General features: G+C 38.3%; 20 protein-coding genes and 1 pseudogene. 9 read left to right on the plus strand and 12 right to left on the minus strand.

All coding sequences use genetic code 11. The features are described from left to right. The first annotated feature begins 123 nt into the window (after positions 1-123). On the plus strand, positions 124-1779 hold the full coding sequence (locus HUS62_RS10265) for a hypothetical protein (protein ID WP_175079430.1): 1656 nt from the start codon (positions 124-126) through the stop codon (positions 1777-1779). A gap of 86 nt (positions 1780-1865) precedes the next feature. Here HUS62_RS10265 and HUS62_RS10270 read toward each other — a convergent pair whose 3' ends face one another. The 8 genes from HUS62_RS10270 to HUS62_RS10305 all read right to left on the minus strand — a co-directional run bounded on the left by HUS62_RS10270 (position 1866) and on the right by HUS62_RS10305 (position 14301). Further along, on the minus strand, positions 1866-2351 hold the full coding sequence (locus tag HUS62_RS10270; RefSeq protein WP_175079431.1) for a hypothetical protein: 486 nt from the start codon (positions 2349-2351) through the stop codon (positions 1866-1868). A gap of 265 nt (positions 2352-2616) precedes the next feature. Beyond that, positions 2617-5721 carry a type I restriction endonuclease subunit R gene (locus HUS62_RS23370; protein ID WP_175079432.1) on the minus strand — a complete coding sequence of 1035 codons (3105 nt, stop codon included), beginning with the start codon at positions 5719-5721 and terminating at the stop codon, positions 2617-2619. Positions 5722-5884: 163 nt separating this feature from the next. Further along, positions 5885-8998, minus strand: coding sequence for an HsdR family type I site-specific deoxyribonuclease (locus tag HUS62_RS10280; RefSeq protein ID WP_175079433.1), 3114 nt, complete (start codon positions 8996-8998; stop codon positions 5885-5887). Then, a complete protein-coding gene (locus HUS62_RS10285) occupies positions 8995-10086 on the minus strand; it encodes a virulence RhuM family protein (RefSeq protein WP_258536756.1) in 1092 nt (363 codons plus the stop codon). Before HUS62_RS10285 ends, HUS62_RS10280 begins: the two co-directional genes overlap by 4 nt. Beyond that, complete coding sequence (locus HUS62_RS10290; RefSeq protein WP_175079434.1) at positions 10043-11209, minus strand: AAA family ATPase; 1167 nt, start codon at positions 11207-11209, stop codon at positions 10043-10045. Before HUS62_RS10290 ends, HUS62_RS10285 begins: the two co-directional genes overlap by 44 nt. After that, positions 11209-12393 (minus strand): restriction endonuclease subunit S, encoded by a 1185-nt coding sequence (locus tag HUS62_RS10295; RefSeq protein WP_175079435.1) that lies wholly within the window; start codon positions 12391-12393, stop codon positions 11209-11211. Before HUS62_RS10295 ends, HUS62_RS10290 begins: the two co-directional genes overlap by 1 nt. Beyond that, a complete protein-coding gene (locus HUS62_RS10300) occupies positions 12390-13964 on the minus strand; it encodes a type I restriction-modification system subunit M (protein ID WP_175079436.1) in 1575 nt (524 codons plus the stop codon). Before HUS62_RS10300 ends, HUS62_RS10295 begins: the two co-directional genes overlap by 4 nt. Before the next feature lie 160 nt (positions 13965-14124). After that, the gene (locus tag HUS62_RS10305; RefSeq protein ID WP_175079437.1) at positions 14125-14301 is read right to left on the minus strand and encodes an AlpA family transcriptional regulator; all 177 of its coding nucleotides are present in this window, start codon (positions 14299-14301) and stop codon (positions 14125-14127) included. 125 nt (positions 14302-14426) lie between these two features. On the opposite strand from HUS62_RS10305, the gene radC reads away from it, so the two are divergent. The 4 genes from radC to HUS62_RS10325 are packed head-to-tail and all read left to right on the plus strand — an operon-like array spanning position 14427 to position 16196. After that, positions 14427-14900: a DNA repair protein RadC gene (gene radC, locus HUS62_RS10310; protein WP_175079438.1), complete on the plus strand. Its 474-nt coding sequence runs from the start codon at positions 14427-14429 to the stop codon at positions 14898-14900. 12 nt (positions 14901-14912) lie between these two features. After that, the gene (locus HUS62_RS10315) at positions 14913-15332 is read left to right on the plus strand and encodes a DUF2787 family protein (RefSeq protein ID WP_175079439.1); all 420 of its coding nucleotides are present in this window, start codon (positions 14913-14915) and stop codon (positions 15330-15332) included. Between the two features lie 10 nt (positions 15333-15342). Continuing rightward, positions 15343-15903, plus strand: a complete 561-nt coding sequence (locus HUS62_RS10320; RefSeq protein ID WP_036973950.1) for a tyrosine-type recombinase/integrase — start codon at positions 15343-15345, stop codon at positions 15901-15903. 53 nt (positions 15904-15956) lie between these two features. Then, positions 15957-16196 (plus strand): hypothetical protein, encoded by a 240-nt coding sequence (locus HUS62_RS10325; protein ID WP_036973951.1) that lies wholly within the window; start codon positions 15957-15959, stop codon positions 16194-16196. Positions 16197-16386: 190 nt separating this feature from the next. Here HUS62_RS10325 and HUS62_RS10330 read toward each other — a convergent pair whose 3' ends face one another. Continuing rightward, positions 16387-17043 (minus strand): inovirus Gp2 family protein, encoded by a 657-nt coding sequence (locus HUS62_RS10330; protein WP_175079440.1) that lies wholly within the window; start codon positions 17041-17043, stop codon positions 16387-16389. Between the two features lie 460 nt (positions 17044-17503). Between HUS62_RS10330 and HUS62_RS10335 the strand changes: the two genes are divergently transcribed. After that, the gene (locus HUS62_RS10335; protein WP_175079441.1) at positions 17504-18775 is read left to right on the plus strand and encodes a hypothetical protein; all 1272 of its coding nucleotides are present in this window, start codon (positions 17504-17506) and stop codon (positions 18773-18775) included. A gap of 6 nt (positions 18776-18781) precedes the next feature. On the opposite strand, the gene HUS62_RS10340 is transcribed toward HUS62_RS10335, so the two are convergent. Then, positions 18782-19987: a tyrosine-type recombinase/integrase gene (locus tag HUS62_RS10340; protein ID WP_175079445.1), complete on the minus strand. Its 1206-nt coding sequence runs from the start codon at positions 19985-19987 to the stop codon at positions 18782-18784. Positions 19988-20287: 300 nt separating this feature from the next. On the opposite strand from HUS62_RS10340, the gene HUS62_RS10345 reads away from it, so the two are divergent. Next, a complete protein-coding gene (locus HUS62_RS10345; RefSeq protein WP_054552313.1) occupies positions 20288-20824 on the plus strand; it encodes a YaeQ family protein in 537 nt (178 codons plus the stop codon). Positions 20825-20832: 8 nt separating this feature from the next. Beyond that, on the plus strand, positions 20833-21438 hold the full coding sequence (locus tag HUS62_RS10350; RefSeq protein WP_062566321.1) for a lipase/acyltransferase domain-containing protein: 606 nt from the start codon (positions 20833-20835) through the stop codon (positions 21436-21438). Positions 21439-21442: 4 nt separating this feature from the next. Here the strand turns inward: HUS62_RS10350 and HUS62_RS10355 are convergent, their stop codons facing one another. Then, positions 21443-21652 (minus strand): hypothetical protein, encoded by a 210-nt coding sequence (locus HUS62_RS10355; protein WP_054562952.1) that lies wholly within the window; start codon positions 21650-21652, stop codon positions 21443-21445. A gap of 366 nt (positions 21653-22018) precedes the next feature. Between HUS62_RS10355 and HUS62_RS10360 the strand changes: the two genes are divergently transcribed. Further along, the gene (locus HUS62_RS10360) at positions 22019-22492 is read left to right on the plus strand and encodes a Dps family protein (protein WP_175079442.1); all 474 of its coding nucleotides are present in this window, start codon (positions 22019-22021) and stop codon (positions 22490-22492) included. Positions 22493-22747: 255 nt separating this feature from the next. Here the strand turns inward: HUS62_RS10360 and HUS62_RS10365 are convergent. Continuing rightward, positions 22748-22834: pseudogene (locus tag HUS62_RS10365) on the minus strand (elongation factor Tu); the annotation flags it as partial. Positions 22835-22973 lie beyond the last annotated feature (139 nt).

Genomic DNA, 22973 nt, shown 5'->3' on the forward strand with positions numbered 1-22973 from the left:
TTTCAATCTTAATTGACAACACTTTACTTCATATAAATCAAAACCTAACAAGAATACAGCTGTATTTTTCAATACGTTTGAACTAACCTCTATCAAAAGGATTAATCAAATAAAGGAATTAATATGAATTTTGAAACTTATATTTTAAGTACAAGCCTCCCCATTATTACATCTGACTATATTTTCTCTAAACCAAATATCCCACGAAAAAAACTGCTTAATGCTTTGAATGAGTATGGTCGAGGTATAGCTGAGGAAGATGTAATAACTTTAATAGATGATACCTTCTGGCGAAGTGGAAAAGAGGGCTTACTTATTACAAACAATGGAGTCTACTTTAGCAGTCGAGCATCAGAAATCAAAAAAGTTCTTTTTGACGATATAGAGAAAGTCTCTTGTAATGATTGTCAGCTCATAATAAATAACAACCTTATATCTCGCCTTACCTACGCAGAAAAGATGCCACTAGCTTTTTTATTTTCTGTACTCAACAGTTATGCAATCACTTCTAAAAAAGTTGTAGATAGCAGTAGAAAAGTAAAGCTTGATGGAGAAACTCTTGTACTGCTAGAAGAGTTAATCTACAGAATCCAAAATACACCAGTATTCTACGACCCTAACAAGAATAGAACATTTGGGCCAAACCCTGAGCTAATAACTAAAGTATCGGCCTTGAAATTAACAGGTGAACTATCTTCTGAACAGCTAGATTTCATAGCTTTCCAATTAAAATTAGAAGAAGAGAAGGTTCTAGCTGTATCTTTTTTGTCTTCATCACCTGCTTATAGTGACTTTTTCTGTATTACGGATTGCGGCATATATCTTTCCTACAATAATTCAAATGAAATATTTATAAGTTTCTGCGAGCTTAAGAATTTAAAAACAATTTCCGAGTCAGAAAATTCAAGATATTGGGAAGTAGAGTTTAGTAATGGTATAAAAGTCCTCACTTCTATTCAAAATGGTTTCACCAAACCTTTTTCCAAAACTTTACTGGATTGCATAATTCACCTTCTAAATCATGATGAAATAAATACAGAAATACTAAATAAGTACGCAGCTTCCTCGATAGAAATGCCAAATAAAAACGAACCCTCCACTTTAGGGAGAAACTCCAGCTTAAAATTAAAGTTTATTAGTAATGATGATCTATATGATTTTATAAAAAAAATGAATAGGCTTGATAAAGTAACCTCATTTATTACATCTCCATCAGATCCAAGAAGTGCCCCATTAACAAAATTAAAGGAGGATTTTCAGTCTCTTGTTGTAAAAAATGTATCTAGATTTAGAAAAAGTATAATCGAGGATGCAAGTTACACTGAACTTAAGAACGATTATGCCACTTTAGAAGTAATAGTTTTTTCAACAGCTTATGCGCGTATGTCAATGTTAAAAAGGGGACTAGATATTGACTTATCTGACACAATAATTCTTGAAGGCCTAAAGCTTATATTTGGAGAGCGCGGGAACTGGCAAAATAGTAAATATATCTTAGCAGTTCGAAAAGTAGAGAAAAGCTATTTTGAGGATAAAGATTTCATAGTAACCTTCATCGGAAGGCTGTTTTTTGTGAATATTACCAAATCAATTAATGTTGAAAAAGCCCTGCCGAAACTTGTTGATGAGGGTAACTTTACTCTAGATGAAATAGAGCAAGACTTAACAAAGTTTGCTACAAACTTTGAAAGCAAAGCATTAACATTTCAAAAACACATTGAAAATAATACACATAACTTCATAGATAAATCTTTAGACTTGGTATGGAGCCTCAGGTAAACCATTTATACTAATAGTAAAAAGTTGCTAATTTCATTAGAAAAGTAATCGCTTTTTAAGCGACTACTTTTCTAGATTTAAGATAGCTATTCCCTATCATTCAACAGTTCCATTAAATCATCTTCGATATCATCTCTTTCTGAAACAATATCTCCAAAACTCATACCGTCTAAATAATCAGCGACTTTTGTTAAAATTTCTTCTTTTCCCAACAAAGTTTTAAAGAATTGATCTGCTCCACGCCCTTGATACATTAGTTCATTATAATCTTTAAGCTTAATGGAAGGGTCGCTTTCAACATAAAAGTAATAAGAGAGTAGACCAACAGCTACATTAAAATCGGTATAACCCTCAACGTTGCCAGAAGCAGCTACTTTCTGGTAGCTTGAAGCAAATTTTAATGGGCTATCCCCATCAATTTCTGGATAAGATTTAAAAATAGATATAGGCCAAACAATTGCTTTACCTAAGTTGTATGCATAACCACGATAACTATCTTCACCAAACAACCACATGAAAATGCTACAAATTAAAGCAATTGTAAAATAACTGCTTATAAGCTCTTTTTTCATCAACTAACCCTCTATATCCTTACAAAATAAAAATGTTTATTGTTATACAGTGCTGACATTAACTAACGTTAATATTACTTACGCTAAAGGAAACTAGAGAAAGTAACTGATACTTAAAGCTTTATTAAATTATAGCTTGTACGGTTGCGACTCAGTCCCTGTCAGAACAACGTATTACCCTATTAAATCTGTTTTTTCCAATTTTTACAAGTAGTTACACATCTACACCTTGGGGGACATTTGTTGGTATATTAAATCCCAAATATTAAGCTTTCTCAATAGCTTTATATTTTTCAACAAATTCAACAAACTTTTTAAAAACAACATCTTTTTTTGTTTTATACTGAGAAGTAAGTGGGCTTAAAGTTGGTAAGGTTAAGTTTAATTCAATACCTTTATCACTAGCAAAACCTCGCTTAAGAGATGTAGAAATGTAACGAGTAGTGGCTTCTACATTAAGATTTTCAACTTTTATCAATTCTTCAATTTCACGCTTCTTTTCAAATAGGACAAACTTATCAAACGCTTCATTGATACTTTCTTTATCATAGACTTCATTCAAATTAGTTTGATTAATGAAATCAAGAATCAAACTCTCTATTGCACTATTTTCAAACCTTGAATGAATAAGCTTACTTACTTCTTCAAGTAGCTTTAATTTACTTCTATTTTTTTTATTATGCTTAATAATTAAATCAAGAGTATAATCTAGACCTATTTCCGTCGATTTTATTAGATCTACTTCAAAACGCACATCACTCCAATCAATGTTCGATTCATTTTTTCTATCTCCCTCTTCTTGAAGGCGCAATTTATCCATTATATCCCTATAATTTGATAGATAATCTTGGATTTGACGCTCAGTAAGTATCTGAATACTATTCATCTGACAGATATCATTTTCATCAACACCATATCTTGCTTTAAATGCCTCGATCCCTTTTACATCTTCTTTGGCTATTTTTTTCCATTTTTTTAGAACGTCAAATTCATCAAAGCTATGTAACACTCTTTCAATTCGAAGATATTCGCCAAAAAGCTGTGCAAATTCTTTCTTATCTCTCTCTCTAATTAGCTCTAAAGGTTCAGAAAATCCACTTTGAAGGTCTGCAACAATTGCAGAGTATCCACGGCTAATTTTTCTGGACTTAATGCTTACAAAGCCATTGATGTAATCTAAATAACTTCTCTCCAAAACTTCTTGCTTAGTATTTTCCGTTTCAAATAAAACAATAGCGCTGTCTGTTGCCTTTTCTAAGTCACGGAAAGTAACAATATTGCCAAAGGTCTTTGTTGTATTATAAATACGGTTAGTTCGAGAAAATGCCTGTATTAAACCGTGATTACGCAAATTCTTATCAACAAACAAGGTGTTAAGCGTGGGCGCATCAAAGCCCGTTAAAAACATACCTACCACGATCAGCAAATCAACATCCTGATTTTTCACTCGCTGGGCAAGGTCACGGTAGTAGTTCTGAAAGCCATTACTGTCCACGCCATAGTTAGATTTAAACATGGCGTTGTAATCGTTAATCGCGGCGCTCAAAAACTCTTTCGCACTACTATTCATGGCATTGACTTCAAAACTCTCATCTAAAATATCACCAATGGCATTCTGCTCTTCATTGGCAGCAAATGAGAAGATAGTCGCTATCTTAAGAGGATATTTGGGTTTATTTTCTTTTTGTAAAGAACTAAAACACTCGTAGTATGCTTTCGCTGCGTCAACGCTACTGACAGCAAACATCGCATTGAAACCTTTATCTCTTCCCTGATGTCTATGGGTTTTCCTACGGAAGTTATGAAGTATATATTGCGATATCTTCTTAATTCGTTCAGGATGTAAAAATTGCTTTTTCTTCTCGTAAAAACTTAACTTCCTTTCGTCAGACTCAGTTTCAATACTCTCAAATTTTGGACTAACATTGTTATAATCAACCTTGAATTTGAGTACTTTCTCATCATGAATTGCATGGGATATTTTGTATGGGTGTGATATGAGCTCACCAAATACACTAGCGGTTGTTTTCCCTCTTATAGCATTCCCTTTTAATATTGGCGTTCCAGTAAAACCAAATTGATAATAATATCTAAACTTTTTTCTTAAATTTTTCTGTGATTCGTCAAATTGACTTCGATGACACTCATCAAAAATGAACACAACATGCTTTTCATAAATAGCTAGATTATTCTCTCTTTTGAGTAACTTGTTTAGCTTCTGAATAGTTGTGACGATAATCTTGTTATCTTTTTTCTCAAGGTTGCGCCTAAGTTGAGTTGTGCTATTTGAGCCGTTTACACTATCTGGTGAAAAGCGTTGGTACTCCTTCATTGTTTGGTAATCTAGATCTTTACGATCAACGACAAAAAACACCTTGTTTATAAAATCCAACCTGGTAGCTAGCTGTGCAGCTTTAAAGCTAGTGAGCGTCTTGCCTGAACCGGTGGTGTGCCAAACGTACCCACCGCTCTCAATGTTACTCCAATTCTTGCTACTAAAAGCGCTCTTTATCTTCCATAAAATGCGCTCGGTCGCCGCTATCTGATATGGCCGCATCACGAGTAAAGTGTTATTGACATCGAAAATACAATAATTAAATAGTACTTGAAGCAGTGTATTTTTTTGTAAAAAACTAGAAGTAAACTCTTTAAGATCTTTAATATGATTATTTTTTAAAAAAGCCCAGTTTATTGTGAAATCAAAACTGTTCTTTTCACGCTTCGTGGTATTGGCGAAATAGCGCGTGTCGGTGCCATTAGAGATCACAAACAGCTGCAAGAACTTGTACAACGAGTTCTCTGCATTAAAACTTTCTTTGCTGTAGCGATGTATTTGGTTAAACGCATCACGGATCGCCACACCACGCTTTTTCAGTTCAATTTGCACCAAAGGCAAACCATTGACCAAAATCGTCACATCGTAACGGTTGGCATGGCTTCCCGTTTGCTCAAACTGCTTAATGACCTGCACTTTGTTACGAGAAATGGTCTTCTTGTCGAACAGGTAGATGTTTTCGATATGACCATCATCAAATTTAAAGTCCAAAATATGGTTATCATGAATTTTACGTGTTTTATCAATGATTCCATCACTTGGTGTATCTAAGTAACTCTCAACAAACCGAAACCACTCCCTATCTAGAAAGGTAATCTTATTAAGTTTTTCCAGCTGCTTACGCACATTCGCCAACATCCTGTCAGGGCATTTGAGTCCTGGGACATATTCGTACTGCTGGTTTTGTAGGTCTCTAATGAGTTCTCGCTCAAGGGCATTTTCACTTTGATAGTTATTTTTCGCTCGCCTATTCTGATCTACCTTATCTATTACTATAAATTCATTTAGCTTAGGAAAATTATTATTTTTAGTCACTTCTAATCCTTTACTTCAAGCTAGCCTAAGGAAATATCTCCCATTCACCTACGTAAATACTTGATGATTCGACTTAATTTATTTGCGGTATAACCTTAGCTTCGTTATGTTTGCAATCTCTCACATCACAAAGGCATAAGCCATTGATTTTAAAAGCGACCAGCTAAACCTGCCCCCCAACACCTTTAAACTTTTCAACAAAAGCGGCAATTTTATGAAAAACCGTTTGTTTCTGGGTTCGGTACTGTGGGTTTAATGGGCTAAGTTTCGGCAGCGCCTCATTAAGTGCAGTGCCATTTTCAGAGGCGTACTCACGTTTGAGTGATGACGCAATATAGCGTTTGGCAGCATCGATATTGAGCTTTTCAGAGGCAATAATGGCATCGGCTTCGCGCTTCTGCTCCGCCTGGGCGAATTTGAAGAAAGCGTCGATAATGCTGGCTTTGTCATTGATCTCATCTAGGTTTGTCTGGTTAATAAAATCAACCACCAAGCCCTCTTTCGCTCTATTGCCAAGGCTACCACGAATCATACGGCGAACTTCTTCAATCAAGCCTTCTTTGCTCTTGTTCTTCTTATTGTGATCAAAAATAAGTTCAATAATGTAATCGAGGTTTATTTCCTGAGATTTAAGCAAATCAATTTCAAAGACCACGTCGTCCCAGTCTACCGTTGACTTATCTTTGTCCAGGCCCTCTTTATCGCGTCTCAACCAGTCGCGGGTATCGTTGTAGGTAGAGCGATAATCTTGAATAGCACGCTCACTTGGCATATCGATGGTTTGCATTGCCTCAATGTCAGCATCATCCAGATAGTACTTTGACTTGAACTCTTCAACAGCTTGTTCATCACTGGTATCTATGCTTTGCAGTGCTTTTAATCCAGCAAACTCATCGTAGTTTTGTAAAATATTTTCTGCTTTTAGGTATTCACCAAACAGCTTGGCAAATTCCTTTTTATCTTGTTCTTTTTCAATATTTTCAGGGTTTGGAAAGCGTTCTTGCAGCTCTTTTACGATATCAACAAAACCTCGACGAGCTTGGCCAGTAGCAATATCGTTAAAGCCTTCCATGTATTCTTTGTAGCTCTTCTCCAGCACCACGTTTTTGGTGTTTTTGTCACCAAACAAGGTGATGGCGTCAATGGTTGCCTGCTCTAAGTCCCGGAAGGTAACAATATTGCCAAAGGTCTTCGTTGCATCATAAATACGATTGGTGCGAGAAAACGCCTGCATTAAGCCGTGATAGCGCAAATTTTTGTCAACAAACAAGGTATTGAGCGTAGGCGCATCAAAGCCCGTTAAAAACATACCAACCACTATGAGCAGATCTATTTCTTGATTCTTCACACGCTGGGCAAGGTCACGGTAGTAGTTCTGAAAGCCATTACTGTCCACGCCATAGTTAGATTTAAACATGGCGTTGTAATCGTTAATCGCGGCGCTCAAAAACTCTTTCGCGCTACTATTCATGGCACTGACTTCAAAACTCTCATCTAAAATATCACCAATGGCGTCCTGCTCTTCATTAGCAGCAAATGAGAAGATAGTCGCAATGCGCAGAGGTTTACTCGTAGGTCCATTTTCGGCCTCGGCCTGCAATGTTTTAAAGGTTTCATAGTACGCTTTCGCTGCATCAACACTACTGACCGCAAACATGGCGTTAAACCCTTTGGCACCAGAATAGGCTCGATGCGTTTTCTGGTTAAAATGGTTCAGAATATACTGCGAGATTTCACGAATGCGCATTGGATGTAAGAACGCTTTCTTATTCTCGGCGGCACTAAGCTTCTTATCATCCTGCTCAGTCTCAATGCTCTTAAATTGCGGACGAACATCGTTATAGTCCACTTTGAACTTGAGTACTTTTTCATCACGAATGGCATCAGTGATCACATAAGTGTGCAACTGCTGGCCAAACACGCTGCCCGTGGTTTCAGCACCCAAGGCGTTTTCAGGGAAAATTGGCGTACCGGTAAAGCCAAACTGGTAGTACTTTTTGAATTTCTTCTTTAGGTTTTTCTGCGCTTCACCAAACTGGCTTCGATGACACTCATCAAAAATAAAAACCACTTGCTTGTTGTATATCGCTAAATCGCTTTCGCTTTTGATTAAGTTGTTGAGCTTTTGGATGGTGGTAACAACAATCTTGTTATCGTCTTTATCCAGGTTGCTTTTTAGCCCTGAGGTACTGTCTGAACCGTTCACACTATCAGGTGAGAAGCGCTGATACTCTTTCATCGTCTGATAGTCGAGGTCTTTTCGGTCCACCACAAAAAAGACTTTATCGATACAGTCTAAATCGGTGGCCAAACGTGCCGCTTTAAAGCTGGTGAGTGTTTTGCCAGAACCAGTGGTGTGCCAAATGTATCCACCGCTGTCGGTATTGCTCCAATTTTTAGCGTTAAACGCGCTCTTTATTTTCCATAAAATGCGCTCTGAGGCGGCAATCTGGTAGGGGCGCATTACAAGTAAGGTATTGCTGACGTCAAATACCGAGTAACGCAAGATTACTTCAAGCAACGTCTCTTTCTGGAAAAAAGTGGCGGTAAAGTCTTTTAAATCCTTGATCAGCGTATTGTTTGACTTCGCCCAGTTCATCGTAAAATCGAAGCTATTTTTGTCTCGCCTAGTAGTATTAGCAAAATAACGTGTGTCGGTGCCATTAGAGATCACAAACAGCTGCAAGAACTTGTACAACGAGTTCTCTGCATTAAAACTTTCTTTGCTGTAGCGATGTATTTGGTTAAACGCCTCACGGATCGCCACACCACGCTTTTTCAGTTCAATTTGCACCAAAGGCAAACCATTGACCAAAATTGTCACATCATAACGGTTGGCATGGCTTCCCGTTTGCTCAAACTGCTTAATGACCTGCACTTTGTTACGAGCAATGGTCTTCTTATCGAACAGGTAGATGTTTTCTATATGGCCATCATCGAAGACAAAATCGAAGATATGATCACGGTGTACCTTGCGGGTTTTATCAAGAATATTGTCGCTTGGCGTATTAAGGTATTGCTCGCAAAAACGAAGCCACTCGACATCCGTAAATTCGACCTTATTTAGAGTTTGTAGCTGTTTGCGCACATTAGCCATCATGGCATCGGGTGTAGTTAGCTCCGGCACATACTCATAACCTTGATTACTTAAATCTTGAACAAGCTCGCGCTCTAAATCAGCTTCGCTCTGGTAGCCTTCAGCAATTTGGTCTTGCCATGTATATTTATCTAGAACGATGAAATTATTCAATTCTGCAACTGCTTTATAAGACTTCATTCATTTACATCCTTTTTCTTATTTCCTTGCCCAAGTAACTTTTTAACCTCGCGGTCAAAATCAGATTCTATTTTTTGTTGCTTATTGAATTGCTCATACTCTGCATGAGCTTTTTGCTCGGCTACTTTTCGGCTGACATTTCCATAACCTTCTAGCACTTGGTATTCATTAAAGGCTAAAAACTTATTTACGCTTTGGGCAAAAGCTTCCATAGTAAAGGTGTTGCGGCGCTCAATAATACCTTCTATATAATCAAAAAAGGCAGAAACCGCACGCTCTAGCTTTTTAATTTCGTCTTCTGCCAGATAGTTTTTTGCAATGGTCGTATCTGATTTAAGAATCCGCCCATCAGGTGCATTTTTATAAGTCTTCATCCCCATCAATGGCTGACTAGCATCGGCTTTGAGAACAATGATTTCAGAGGATGTGTGGCCTGTAATAGCAAAGTGAAATTTGTCCTGAACATGAGCATAAAACAAACGAGTGGTTTCTGATTTGGGGTCATAATCGATACTGCATTCGGCAAAAATATCGGTGATTTGCTGATAAATGCGTCGCTCACTGGCACGAATGGAGCGAACGCGCTCTAGAAGCTCTTTAAAATAATCTTTACCAAAGAAACGGCCATTCTTAAGACGATCATCATCCATGGCAAAGCCTTTGATGATGAAGTCTTTGATTAGTTGAGTTGCCCAAATTCTAAACTGGGTTGCTTGCGCTGAGTTTACTCGGTAGCCTACCGAAATCACCGCATCGAGGTTATAGTATTTCACCGCTTTGGTTTGGGTTTTGTCTGCCATAGCACCATGTGCAGTGGTATTTTCCAAAATGGAAATAACCAGTTCTTCTTGCAGCTCACCACTTTCAAAAATATTTTTCAAATGCTTAGAAATAGCAGGAACACCCACACCAAATAATTCAGCAATGCGTTTTTGGGTCAGCCAAATGGTTTCACCACTGAGTAACACTTCTACTTTCACATCGCCATTGGGGGAGGTATACAGTAAAAATTCAGAGGTTTGATCTTGTATGGTCAAATTTTTATTAGTCATTTTCTGTTTCTTGCTTCCAGTAGCTGTAATTATCAATTAGATTATCTAGAAGAAGCTTAACCATCTGCTTTTCTGGAGGGGTCGGCTCAGGAAGTGCTTCGCCAGCTAATGTGTTATGGCTTGTAAATTGAATAATGCGGTTTAAGTAGCCTTGCTTATCACCTGGAGCGCTCTCTAGTAATTTGCCCCATTCTGGGTAGCCTAGGAAACTGGCGGTTTTTTCATACAAGTTTCGAAGCAATGTAAAATGATGGCGCTCAACCAAGTTATTTTTAGTTACATGCTCTAAAGTTTGCTTTAAATGCAAGTGATATGAAAAACTCATATTGGAATCGCCATACTTAGTATCCAGGCGATGACTTCCATCTTCGAGTTTCTCAAGCAGATAGCAGCCTTCTTTTTTCCCTTTTTTATTTAAGCCAAGTTCGTTATGTAGAACATTATAGAATGTAGGACTATGTGTAGTGATAATGAATTTAAGACCAAGGCCACTTGAGGGATAGTAACTAGATTTAATCAACGCAGCCAAATCAACAGCTAGTTGTATGAGGTGGTTTTCATCTAAGGAACTAACAGGGTCGTCAATAAAAATATACTCAAGTGCATCAAAATCATTAGTACTTCTGTTATCTGGCTCAGAAATATTTCGTTCTTCTTTGATCAAATACAGTAAACTATAGAAAACACTCCAAATCAGATTACTTTCCTCGCCTTTAGAGATCTTGATAGGCTTGTTCTGAGCGTCATCTCTCATTACAAGAGAAACTTCCGAAAAGTCAGCACTAAATCTTGGCTCTATAGTGCTATTCGTTAGGCGCTGAAAATTGGTAGTAATGTTGTTTCCTTGTCCCTGCTCTTCAAGCACCCATTTGGTGAAGGAGTTAGGATGTATCTTAAGTTTTCTATGCTCATCACCATTTAAATCATTATCCCAGTAAAATAGATCTTCAGTAAAAGCATTATAGTAAAGGATATTTTTTCGAGACATCGCCGTTAGTGCGACTTCATCACTACCCTCTTCATTTATTTTAGAAGCAAGTAACTCTTTAAATTCTCTTGATAGTCGAGTTTTACCAGAGCCATTAAAGGCATAGATCAACTGCACTTTTTTTGGGGTCGCTTGCAACTGCTCTGCTATTTCCTTTAGCGTTTTACTCATTAAGCCGCCTCATCTGATTTCGGAAAGTTTAATAACATATCACGATAATACTCATATTGTTTTTGGCGCAACTCAATTTCGCGTGGCAAACCCTCTTGAAGCGAAGTTGTTAACGTTTTAAATTTATCCAATACAGCAACAATACGCGTCTGCTCGACCAGGGATTTCTCAGGATCGTTTGGAAATGGAATTGGAACGGTTATCTTTTTTACCATTGGAACAGTGAGTTGCGGAATTCCCCCTTCAGTACCACCAATTGGGGTCATGTCTAAAACATAATTTAAATATCTTGTGGTAACTAAATTTTTATCAGCAACTAAAACAATTAAACGAATAATTGGTGTGAACTTAGCTTCCCTTACAGTGTGATAACCGACTTTTGCACCACGCGCAGAAATGGTTACTGCATCACTATCAATCTTATAGTTATCAGTGAAACCATATAGCCCTTTTTCATCTGTAGCGTTTGCATAAATTGGGTATGGGTACACAGAAGTTGGTTCGGTTTGTCCTTTAGCGCTATTTTTAGGGACATCTCCACCTGCAGAGATGGACTCACAAAGGAACTCTAATGATTTCCACTCAACTTCACCGTCTTCAAAACTCAACAACTGGTCGCGGTAGTAGTTGTATTGTTTTTTGCGTAGGTTAAGCTCGGCGGACAGCTCGGCGGACATGGCGGTAAATGCGTCCAGAATACGCACAATTTCAGCTTGTATTGCCAGCGATTTTTCTGGGTTATCTGGGCATGGAATGGGGAGCGGTATATCAACCAGCTTTCCTTTGGTCAACTTGGCACGACCACCACCAGATAAAAATGGAACAAAGTTAACAATACAAAGATAGTGATATAGGTAGCGTGTATTGAGAACGTCTTTACCTCTCACAACATGAACATGGTTGTTAGCCCAGAACCTACCCGTTGCGTATTGAACAGAGTAGTTATCAAGACTTGCTGAACCATCTTCAGCAATAAGCACGAACTCACCTTCATGTGTGTAGCCGTCAACATAATCTTGGATGTTGTTTGCGCCATAATACGGCGTTTCTCCTGCTATACGCAGCGCTGCTTTTACGGGCTTTCGACCACTATTGGCTATTTCAACCGCGTGTTCATTCCCTAGCGTCGTCCATTCAACCTCAACCCCATCCAACAGTTTCTCCAAATAGCTCAACTGACTCATACTTCAACCTCCTCACCATCAATTTCCGCCACTATGGCGTCAATATCACTGCGAAGCGCATCAATTTTAGCAACGGCGGTTTTAAGTTCGGCATTAAGCTTTGTAATGTCCACTTGCTCGCGGTTGTCTTTCGCTTCTACATAACTACTTACTGAAAGGTTGTAGCTGTTGCATGCAATTGCATCTAAATCAACGGACTTGGCAAAATGCTCAACGTTTTCCTTGCTAGCAAACACTTTCATGATGTCTTCAATGTGCTTATCAGTCAGTACGTTAGTATTGGTTTCTTTTTTGAAATAAGCTTCGCCGCTAGCATCGATAAACTGGGTGCTGGTGTCAGTTTTGTGTTTAGACAGCACCAAGATATTCACGGCAATGGTAGTGCCAAAAAACAAGTTAGGTGCCAGTGAAATCACGGTTTCAACATAGTTGTTGTCGACCAAGTACTGACGAATTTTTTGCTCTGCACCACCACGGTAAAAAATACCGGGGAAGCAAACAATCGCCGCACGACCTTTGCTTGATAGGTAACTTAGCGCATGCAGCACAAAGGCAAAGTCAGCTTTTGATTTAGGCGCTAATACACCTGCGGGCGCAAAACGATCATCGTTGATTAAGGTTGGGTCGTCACTGCCAACCCACTTAACTGAATAAGGCGGGTTAGAGACAATGGCATCAAAACCTTTGTTATTTTTTTCGTCTAAAAAGTGTGGTTCGGTTAAGGTATCACCCAACTGAATATTAAACTTGTCGTAGTTTATGTTGTGCAAAAACATATTCATACGCGCCAAGTTGTAAGTGGTGTGGTTGAGCTCTTGTCCAAAAAAACCATCTTCAATGATATGCGCATCAAAGTGCTTTTTAGCTTGTAACAGCAATGAACCTGAACCCGCCGCAGGGTCATAGATTTTATTCACACTGGTTTGGCCGTGCATGGCCAGCTGCGCGATTAATTTTGATACGTGCTGAGGGGTGAAAAATTCACCACCGGATTTACCCGCATTGGCGGCGTAGTTTGAAATCAGGAACTCGTAAGCATCACCAAATAAGTCAATCTGGTTGTCTTCAAAGTTACCCAAAGTTAAACCTGCCACGCCTTTTAACACAGCTGCAAGACGTTTGTTTTTTGCCTCTACCGTATTACCCAGACGATTACTGGTGGTATCAAAATCAGCAAACAAGCCTTTGATGTCTTTTTCTGAATCATAGCCATTGGCTGAGTTTTCGATTGCAGCAAAAATAGCAGCCAAATCAGTATTTAAGTTTTCGTTCTTGTGTGCATTGGCCGCCACATTGCTAAACAACTGGCTTGGAAGAATAAAATACCCTTTCGTAAGGACTGCATCATCCATTGCAGCGAGAATGTTTTCATCATCATCGACCATAGCAGCATAATTGACGCTCTCATCACCGCCAGTAATGTAAAGCTCAAAGTTCTCACTGATAAAGCGATAGAACAGCGTACCCAATACATATTGTTTAAAATCCCAGCCATCCACTGAGCCACGTACATCGTTGGCAATAGCCCATATTTGGCGTTGAAGTTCGGCACGTTGTTGTAAACTTGTCATCAATAAATTCCCTTAAGGTATATTATCTTTTATCTGCACATTTTAGTAAGTGAATTAGGGTCAGCGCTGACCCTAATTCACTTACCTTCAATGAAAGTTATACTATCATAAATTTTCTATAACCAATCTGCTACTTAGAGATATAAACGCCTTAACTATCTTATCGTTCACCTATTCTTTCCATTATCCAATCATCCACTTCTGACTCAACCCATGCCACCGACTTAGCCCCTAACGATACTTGCTTAGGAAAAGTACCTTCAGCAATAAATTTATAGATACTTGAATGACCCAGTGATGTTTTTGCCATCACTTCTTTCAGTTTAATTAAACGCATGGAATTTCTCCGGTTGGTTATTAGTACATAACCTTTCCGGGGGCAGTATTTTTTTACGCCTTCCAAATGAAAAATTTACACATATACATCACTAACTTGCATAAACCACTTAAGAGGAATTAATAATGCAAGGTCAACAGTCGTTATATGAATTCGAGCATCCGGTAAATGATAAACAGATACTAGAAGCTGCTGCCTACATCATCGCACAGAAGCAGTTTAGAGATGGTGTACTAAATAGCCCTAATGATTGCGAAGAGTACTTGAAACATAAACTAGCAATACATGAGCATGAAGTTTTTGCCGTACTTTTTTTAGATAGCCAAAACCGCATACTAGAGTTTAAAGAACTCTTCAGAGGCACTATTAACGCTGCTAGCGTTTACCCTAGAGAAGTTGTCAAAGAGGTTTTAGAGCTTAATGCAGCATCCGTTATATTGGCGCATAATCACCCTTCAGGCGTTACCACCCCATCTCAAGCAGACAAGCTCATTACCACCAAGTTACAGCAGGCACTTAACCTAATAGATGTATCAATACTTGATCACATCATCATTGGCGAAAGCACGTATTCATTTGCTGAGCATGGCTTAATTTAAAAGGAGTTAAATATGACGTTAAAAATAGAGCAAGTGTCAGGCTTAAAAGTGCCAGACTCATTTATTAGTGTGATTATTAATGCTGCTACTAACGGGGGTGACTCTGTAGGGGAAGCAAAGGCGATTATACTTAACTTTAGAGATCCCGATTATAGCCCTAAGTCTGGAGGGTTTCATCCGGTAGAGGTACGATTAGAAAAGCAGGTCACCAACTGGCAACTTCTTTACATTACTGACTTTTCGTATCATGGGCACCATAGCTCTGAGCTGATAAAAGAGATTGATGTGTGTTTCAGCATTAAACAGATTTTTCACTATTTATTGGGTTGGTTAAGCGCTAAAGAAGGTGAAGAGCTATTAGACCTATTCATTTCAAACTTTGTTGAGTACTACAACACAGGTTGTTATCAAGTAACAGTTACGACGGAGTAACGGGGGCTTTATGGCTGAAGTACAAGCAGTTAAAGATCTTGATACAGTAAGGCTCGTTAGCTATTTACTAGAAAAGCGTTGCTCAAGACAAATGAGCCAGATATGGAATATTGGCTTAAATCTCGCACTTAGAATATCTGACTTACTTGCAGTGAAGTTTACTGACATAAGTAACAATAGATTGATTATTTATGAGTCAAAGACCTCGAAATTAGCTGAAATAAAGCTAAATGATAAGGCGCTTACCTTGATCAACGAAATTAAACTAACTCATCCACACCACATCTACTTATTTCAATCATACCGCAATCAACAAGCGATTAATTCAAAGCCTAGACCGCTATCACGCAGAGCTGTCACAAAAGCATTTGCGCTAGTAGGTGAAGAACTAAATATTCATTTGGGGACTCACTCAATGCGTAAAACACGCGGTTATCACTTGTATCAGAAAACCCATGACATCGCCCGAGTAATGAAAATGCTCCGCCATAGCTCCGAAGCAACCACACTTCGTTACATAGGCATAACACAGGAGGAAATAGACAAAGACTTTGAAGAGCTAGAGCTATAAACCCTAACAGCGCCATTCTGGTGCTCGTGATACTTAACTAAAAGGAAAACATTATGTCTTTAAATAAAGCCGTTTCGTGCGGCTTAGTCGGTAATGAGTTATCAAAACAGATAACTGGCAGTAGTGACTCTAGCGTAAGCAGAACAGCTGTGGCTATAGGCTCCGGAGCAGCCGCTGGAGCACTTACATCTGGCGCAATAGTAATTGGTGCTGGTGTTGCGTCTGCGCCTGTTACAGTCCCTCTAGCTGTTGCTGGAGGGATAGTTGCTGGCATTGCTAGTTTGTTTGATTAGTCAAATACGAGTGCTCTAAATGAGCACTCTTTTAAAGTGTAATAACACCTTTTATTTTTAGGTTCTCATAATGGTATTTTGGGAACTTGCCAGCCCTTATATAATAAGGGCTTGAGCTTATTTAGCTAGTTGAAGATCTCAAAACCTCGTTAAAACGAATAATGAGAAGCACAGGTCTTTATTAAAAGTATTACCTCTGACTATAGCCAAAACAACGCTGCCCTAATCCATATTGCTTAGTATTTAGCTTTGCGAGGTAACTCAGTCGATAAAACAGAGCATGAAAGTCTTGAGTGAAATCAGAGCTATTAGCGTCGAGGTAGTAATGTGCATTATTAGGTAAATGAACTAATTGCATCGTTTCATCCAACGGTAAGCTCAACGCACTCGCCCAAGCCTTAACTGTTCGAGTAAACAGGTTATCACTCTCTGCATTTATTTTACCCGTACAGTGATAGCGGTCTTTATTAAAAAACAGTACACAATGGTAATGTTGATGATGAGCTGTGCTCTGTTCTCTTGCCCAAATATACCTAACATTGCAAGGGTGTGGCGTTCTACCTTCACGAGCTTTACGTTTTGTATCAGCTTTAATCTGCGCCTCAAGAGAAGCAATGAATCGTTTAATAACTTTATTGCTATCTAAATCAATTGTATTTGAATGAGCAGGTAACCTTAAATCAACTCTCACAGCAAACGTTCTTTTATGCTCAGCACATGCAGCAAGCATGACTTTCTCAATAGCATCTAAGTAGGGAATAACTAAGGGCTGATTGTCTCTAGCGAGTGTTTGATATTGCTTGTAAGTAGGGATAGTAGTTACTGAGTATTGTTTTTGATTATTCACCTTCTTTATCCTGAAAAGTATGAGTTCATATCAGGTGGATGAATAGTATTTTTTAAATTGTATTTGTTGTGATAATTACTTCGTTACTAGTAAATCTAATTAATATTACCAAACCGAAATTCCCACTAAAAAACCAGCTTTATTTTAGATGGTTAATTTCATTAACGCATTACTGAGCAACTACTTTGCAGATTTAAAGTTACTCTGAAGTTATCAGTACAGAAAGCTCCTCTATCATAATACTTAGGTAGAGCAATTCACTTGCTTTTTAAGGTTGGCATGAGATAGTTCAATGAAATAAATAAAAAACATAGCCTATCCCAGCAAAATAGCACTCATTGCAAATTCAGAAGTTACGTTTTTTTTACTACATACAGTTCAATTTTTTATGAAAAAAACATTGATTAAATACACTATGGTTATGCTATAAATGAACATTATTTTATAAGGAATTACAAAAATGTCATGGCTAGACACGTTCAAAAATGATGAAAGATCACTGTATTGGTTAGCTAAATATATCCTTGAAAACAACTTAATTAGTGTTAAAAAATCCCCTACAAATATCGAAGAAGCTCGTGAGATTATTCAGTGCTGGGAAAATGAATTCATTAATGGAGCTGAGGGTCGTATACAGTTTGAACAAAGTAAATTAATGAAAGGTTACTTTTCGAATATCCTACCTACTGAGAGCTTTGATTGGCTATCAGTTAAGGACCCTAAGCAGTTATGCTGGGTACTTTTTTACTTGAAATTTAACCCACCTAAACGCTATTACTACGCCCCCCCAAATAAGTACTTTCGAGACTTTGCTAGTAACGTTAAAGAGATTTATCCTCTAATCATTAAAATTTTTGACGCTACCTTTTGCGACGAAGGGGTTAAGCAGGACTACTTACTGACTATGAAGGAGAGCTATTCACAGTTTGTAACAGGTAAAAGTCGGCTTTCTTGGTTAGATATAAAAGATGAAGAAACATGTAGCTGGGTTTGGCGTTATCTAACAGAAAAAATAGATAAGGCGGCAGGAGAAAAAAGAGCTTTCCGGTTCATTAAACCAATTGATAATGAGACAATTTATTGGTCTGTTATTGCACTGATAAGTAATTGGAACTTTTTAAAAGGCCTCTATTTTGAAAAATTAGTTACACCACTAACAAGTCTCACTTTAACTAACAAATGCTTTTCTGAAAAGGAGATCTCTAATCACAGCCCCCACCTAATTACTGCACCAATTAATAATTCCTTACTATACTTAGAAATAAAGAACAGCTCTGAAATCACAAATAAAACTTCTTTTTTTGACCTGTATTCGCATTACTTCGAATTAAAAAGCAAAGAAAAAACCACCGTAAAAGAAGCTTTATTAGATTCATTTCATTACACACATTACAAAGCTGACCCATACCCAGATAGCGCAATCAAACAATACGTAGAAAAAAATTATAATGGTATAAGGTTTACAATGGAGGCTAGGCAGGATGTACCCTCCCCCTCAAGTGAAATATTGCCCACAACTATTGTTAGTTTAAAAAAGGATAAGCTGCCAACAGTAAATGAGTTAACTTCATCATTGTATAACGCACAGAAGCAAAAAATACTTCGCCAAAAGCATAATAGCCACTTTGGTTTAACCAAAGCAAACCAGAAAAAACTGACTAACTATGCTAAAGAGCATAATAGTACTGAGAAAAAAGCTCTCAATAAAATAGTCAAAACAATGCTTGATTAAATGCTTTTATTTGGGACTAGTCTGCCCAATCAACTCACTCCACCAATCCATTATTGGTCTACGCTGTTCTAGGTAATCCGAGCGGTTATATGCCGCTCTAGTCTCATTTTCATCGGCATGAGCTAAGCAAGCTTCAACTAACAAACTATCGTAACCTTGCTCATGAAGCGCCGTAGATGCAACAGAACGAAGGCCATGAGCCACAAGCTTATCTTTATAGCCCAAGCTACGCTTTATGGCTGCATTCACTGTATAGGTACTTGCATGGCCATTAGGATCACGTTCATTAGGAAAAATATATTGATGATGCCCGCTGAGTGGCTTCATTTTCTCTAATATTGCTATCGTAGCAGGTGTTAAAGGTACTCTATGCGTTCTTCTGCGCTTCATTTCTTCAGCTGGAATTATCCAAACTTTATCGTCAAAGTGAATATCTTCCCATTTAGCCCTAGCAGCTTCTTTTGGTCGAGTCATGGTGTGTAGCTGCCAAAGAATCAATAACCTAGTCTTATTTTGAATGTTTGGCGCACCCCATAAAGCTTTTAAGAATTCAGGCAACTCATCTAGCTCAATAGTTGCCATATGTTCTACTATATTCTTAGAAAACACCTTAATAATTTTGGCTAATGGATTAGCTTGTATATAGCCATGATTAACAGAGTAATCCATAATCTGATTAAGGCTCTGGCAAATACGCTTAACAGTTGAGTGTTTCCCATCAGATTCTAAAGGCCTAAGAATCTCAATAGTCTCAGGTGCTGTAATGCTTTCCAGAGGCATATTTTTCATTTTTGGAAATACATACTTTTCTAAAGCCCTCCACTCACGAGACGCATGCTGCTCAGTGACGGTTGGCCTTTTACGCTCAAACCAAAGCTCTGCTGCAGCGATAAAAGTATTATTATGCTTACGGATTTCCTCTTTCTTCTTCTCTAACTTATGTGTTTTTGGATCAACGCCATTGGCTAATAACTTTCTTTTATCAGTGGCATCATCCCTTGCGTCTGAAAGGGATTTATCTGGGTAAATACCTAAAGGCATTTTGTTGTATTTACCCGTAACTGGATTTTTGTACTTAAACTGCCAAGATTTTGTACCGCTTGGTAAGACACGCAATTGCAAGCCTCCACCGTCTGAAAGAGTTTGCTCTTTCTCTTGCGGCTTTGCTGCTTTAACTTTCTTATCGGTTAGTTTGGTTACTGGCCTAGGCATATAAACTCCTGCTTTATTTAGGTCAGTATATACGCTTTTAGAACCCATGGGTACTTTAGTGGGTACTAAAGCATCTGGCAGCTGGTGGAAGACCGCGGAAAAGAACGGCGATAAAAACATTTTATTTCAATTATTTAGAATAATATGGAAATAAGTATGGAAAGTGATGGAAGTTAAGGCTGTAGACCCGGGAACCACTGGATGGCCATTTTTAACTCCTACAAGATAATTTCACGGTATTTTAACTGGCTCGGCAACGAATTGCGCTATAATGACGCAAATTTTTTCAAGTAAGCAGTTATGGCTCTTAAATCAACCATTATTAAAGCGCAATTATCGTTAAGCGATATGGATCGCCACATTTATCAAGATTTCAATTTAACACTGGCACAACACCCATCAGAAACCGAACAACGCTTGATGATCCGCTTGTTGGCTTTTGCGCTAAATGCCCGTGAAGGCTTAGAGTTTACAAAAGGTTTATGCGCTGATGATGAGCCTGAGCTTTGGCACATTAACTATAGCGAAGAAATTGAATTATGGGTTGAGCTTGGGCTACCAGACGAAAAACGCCTGAAAAAAGCCTGCAATAAGTCGAAGCAAGTTGTTTTATATACCTACGGCGAAAATAACCAAGCGATTTGGTGGCAAAAACATCAACCTAAGTTGTATGATTTTAAAAACTTAAGTATTTTTAGTCTCGATTATGCCGCGACTCAGGCATTAGCCGACTTAGCTGATCGCAATATTAAGCTCACTATTACCATTCAAGATGGTGAAGTATGGGTTAGCTCAGATACAGCAAATATCGAAATTAAACCGCAACAGTTAATGTAAGGAATGCGATGGCAATTAGGCAAGTTGTAGTATTACACGGACTTTATATGTCAGGCTTTGTGATGCGCCCACTGTGCGCGCGCCTTGAAAAGTCAGGTCTAAAAATACTCAATTTGACCTATAACACGCTCTCTCCCGATAGAGCGGCAATTTTCGATAAGATTGATCGCTTTATCGGTGGTAAACCTACCGCCTTAGTTTGCCATTCGATGGGCGGCTTGGTTGCTCGCGCTTACTTAGAGGCCAATTCTCTTCAAAGTCGCCATGTCGAAAAGGTGATCACCTTAGGCACCCCGCATAAAGGCAGTCATATTGCTAAGCAAATGCAGCAAAAGGGCTTTGAAATGCTGTTAAAAAATAGCGTGGAGTTTTTATTATCTGAGAATGGCGATTGGCCGTTTAATGCCAAGCTTTATAGTATTGCCGGTGACTTACCAATAGGGCTAATGCCACTGATTGCTAAAGGCAGTGTCTCTGATGGTACAGTTTTGATAGATGAAACCAAACTCAATGGCATGGCAGAACATAAGGTGTTTCATTTGAGTCACACCAGTATGATCTACTCACGCCAAGTGATGGATTACATTATTAAGCTTATAAATCAAAGTGAGTGATACTTTAATCTTCAGCACTTGCAGCCACTTTATATGAGATTAAAACAATGATCCCTAAGATCAATGGTACAGGTGCAGCAATATAGCCAAAGGTATCAAAGTTTGCGAAGCTAGCACCTGCTAGATGACCTACCAAACCGATAACAAATGCAAGTAATGCAATCACTACAACAACTATTTCAGCTTTGCTTTCTTTAACTGTTTTACCGTCCATTTTTCTTCTCCTGGTTAAATGCGGTAAAGTCATTATGCGCTTCTGGTTCGTTGTTTTTTTGACCTAAATCAAGTTCTAAATCAGCCTATTTATCAGCGAGTACAAACCTTGTTTTAGATCATACTTTCTGCCTAATTTTTGAATATTTGCAAAATAAGGTAGATTTTTTGCTCAATTGCCCCAAGTCTATATAAAAGTAATTCAAAGTTATGTTGATAGTGCACAAATGGACAAAACCAACCTTTGATAGCTAAAACCTATCACCGTGTTCGAATTAAACCATTTTACAGATTAACCAAGATGGCTAATACTTAACACCAAGCACTAGCAAGTAAACACTTAACGGTTTTTTTTAAGGAGCAATCTATGTCACAGGTAAATGCAATTGGTTTAAACAGCGCAAAAAGTGAAGATATCGTAAATTCACTAAACTCTTTACTAAGCTGCTACCAAATCCAATACATGAACGCACGCGGCTTTCATTGGAATATCAAAGGTCGTAACTTTTTTGAATTACACCTTAAATTTGAAGAAATTTATAACTTACTACTTGAGAAAGTAGACGAGATTGCAGAGCGTATTTTAACGTTAGGCGGTACACCGGTACATGCGTTCTCTGAGTACATCGAAGATAGCAAGATCAGTGAAGCTAAAAATATCACTGAAGGTACTGCTGCGGTAGAAAACCTTTTAGCAGGTTACAGCACGCTTATTCAAATGCAGCGTGAAATCCTTGCACAAACCGGTGATGCAGACGACGAAGGTACAGCATCGCTAATGGGCGACTACATTAAAGAACAAGAGAAACTTGTTTGGATGTTAAAAGCTTACCTTGGTTAATATTTAGAATTGACACGAAAAAGCCCTCAAATGAGGGCTTTTTTATATTAAAGAAGGTATCGAGTGAAGAAAATGTGCAATCGGGAATGGATCAAACTAATTTAATCTTTATGCGGAATGGTATGAGACACAAACCAACCCCATCAATCTATGATCTGACGTCTGAAAGCTGACAGCTGGTAGCTTTTTCACCCATAAAAAAACCCGAGACTAAGCTCGGGTTTTTCTTAATGCTTGATGCATTACTATAGTTGATTACTCAACGATAGTTGCAACAACACCAGCACCAACTGTACGGCCACCTTCACGGATAGCGAAGCGTAAACCTTCGTCCATTGGGAGTTTGAAGGCGGCAGATTAGCCTTTCACTCTAAGCTACTAAAAGCTTCCAGCTTTCTTACAGGCATTAAAAAAGGCCGCCTAGGCGACCTTTTTATAAGCTGTGAAGCTCTATCTGTTGATATTACTCAACGATAGTTGC

Origin of the sequence: Pseudoalteromonas sp. 0303 (genome assembly GCF_013349995.1) — a bacterium.
GTDB lineage: Bacteria > Pseudomonadota > Gammaproteobacteria > Enterobacterales > Alteromonadaceae > Pseudoalteromonas.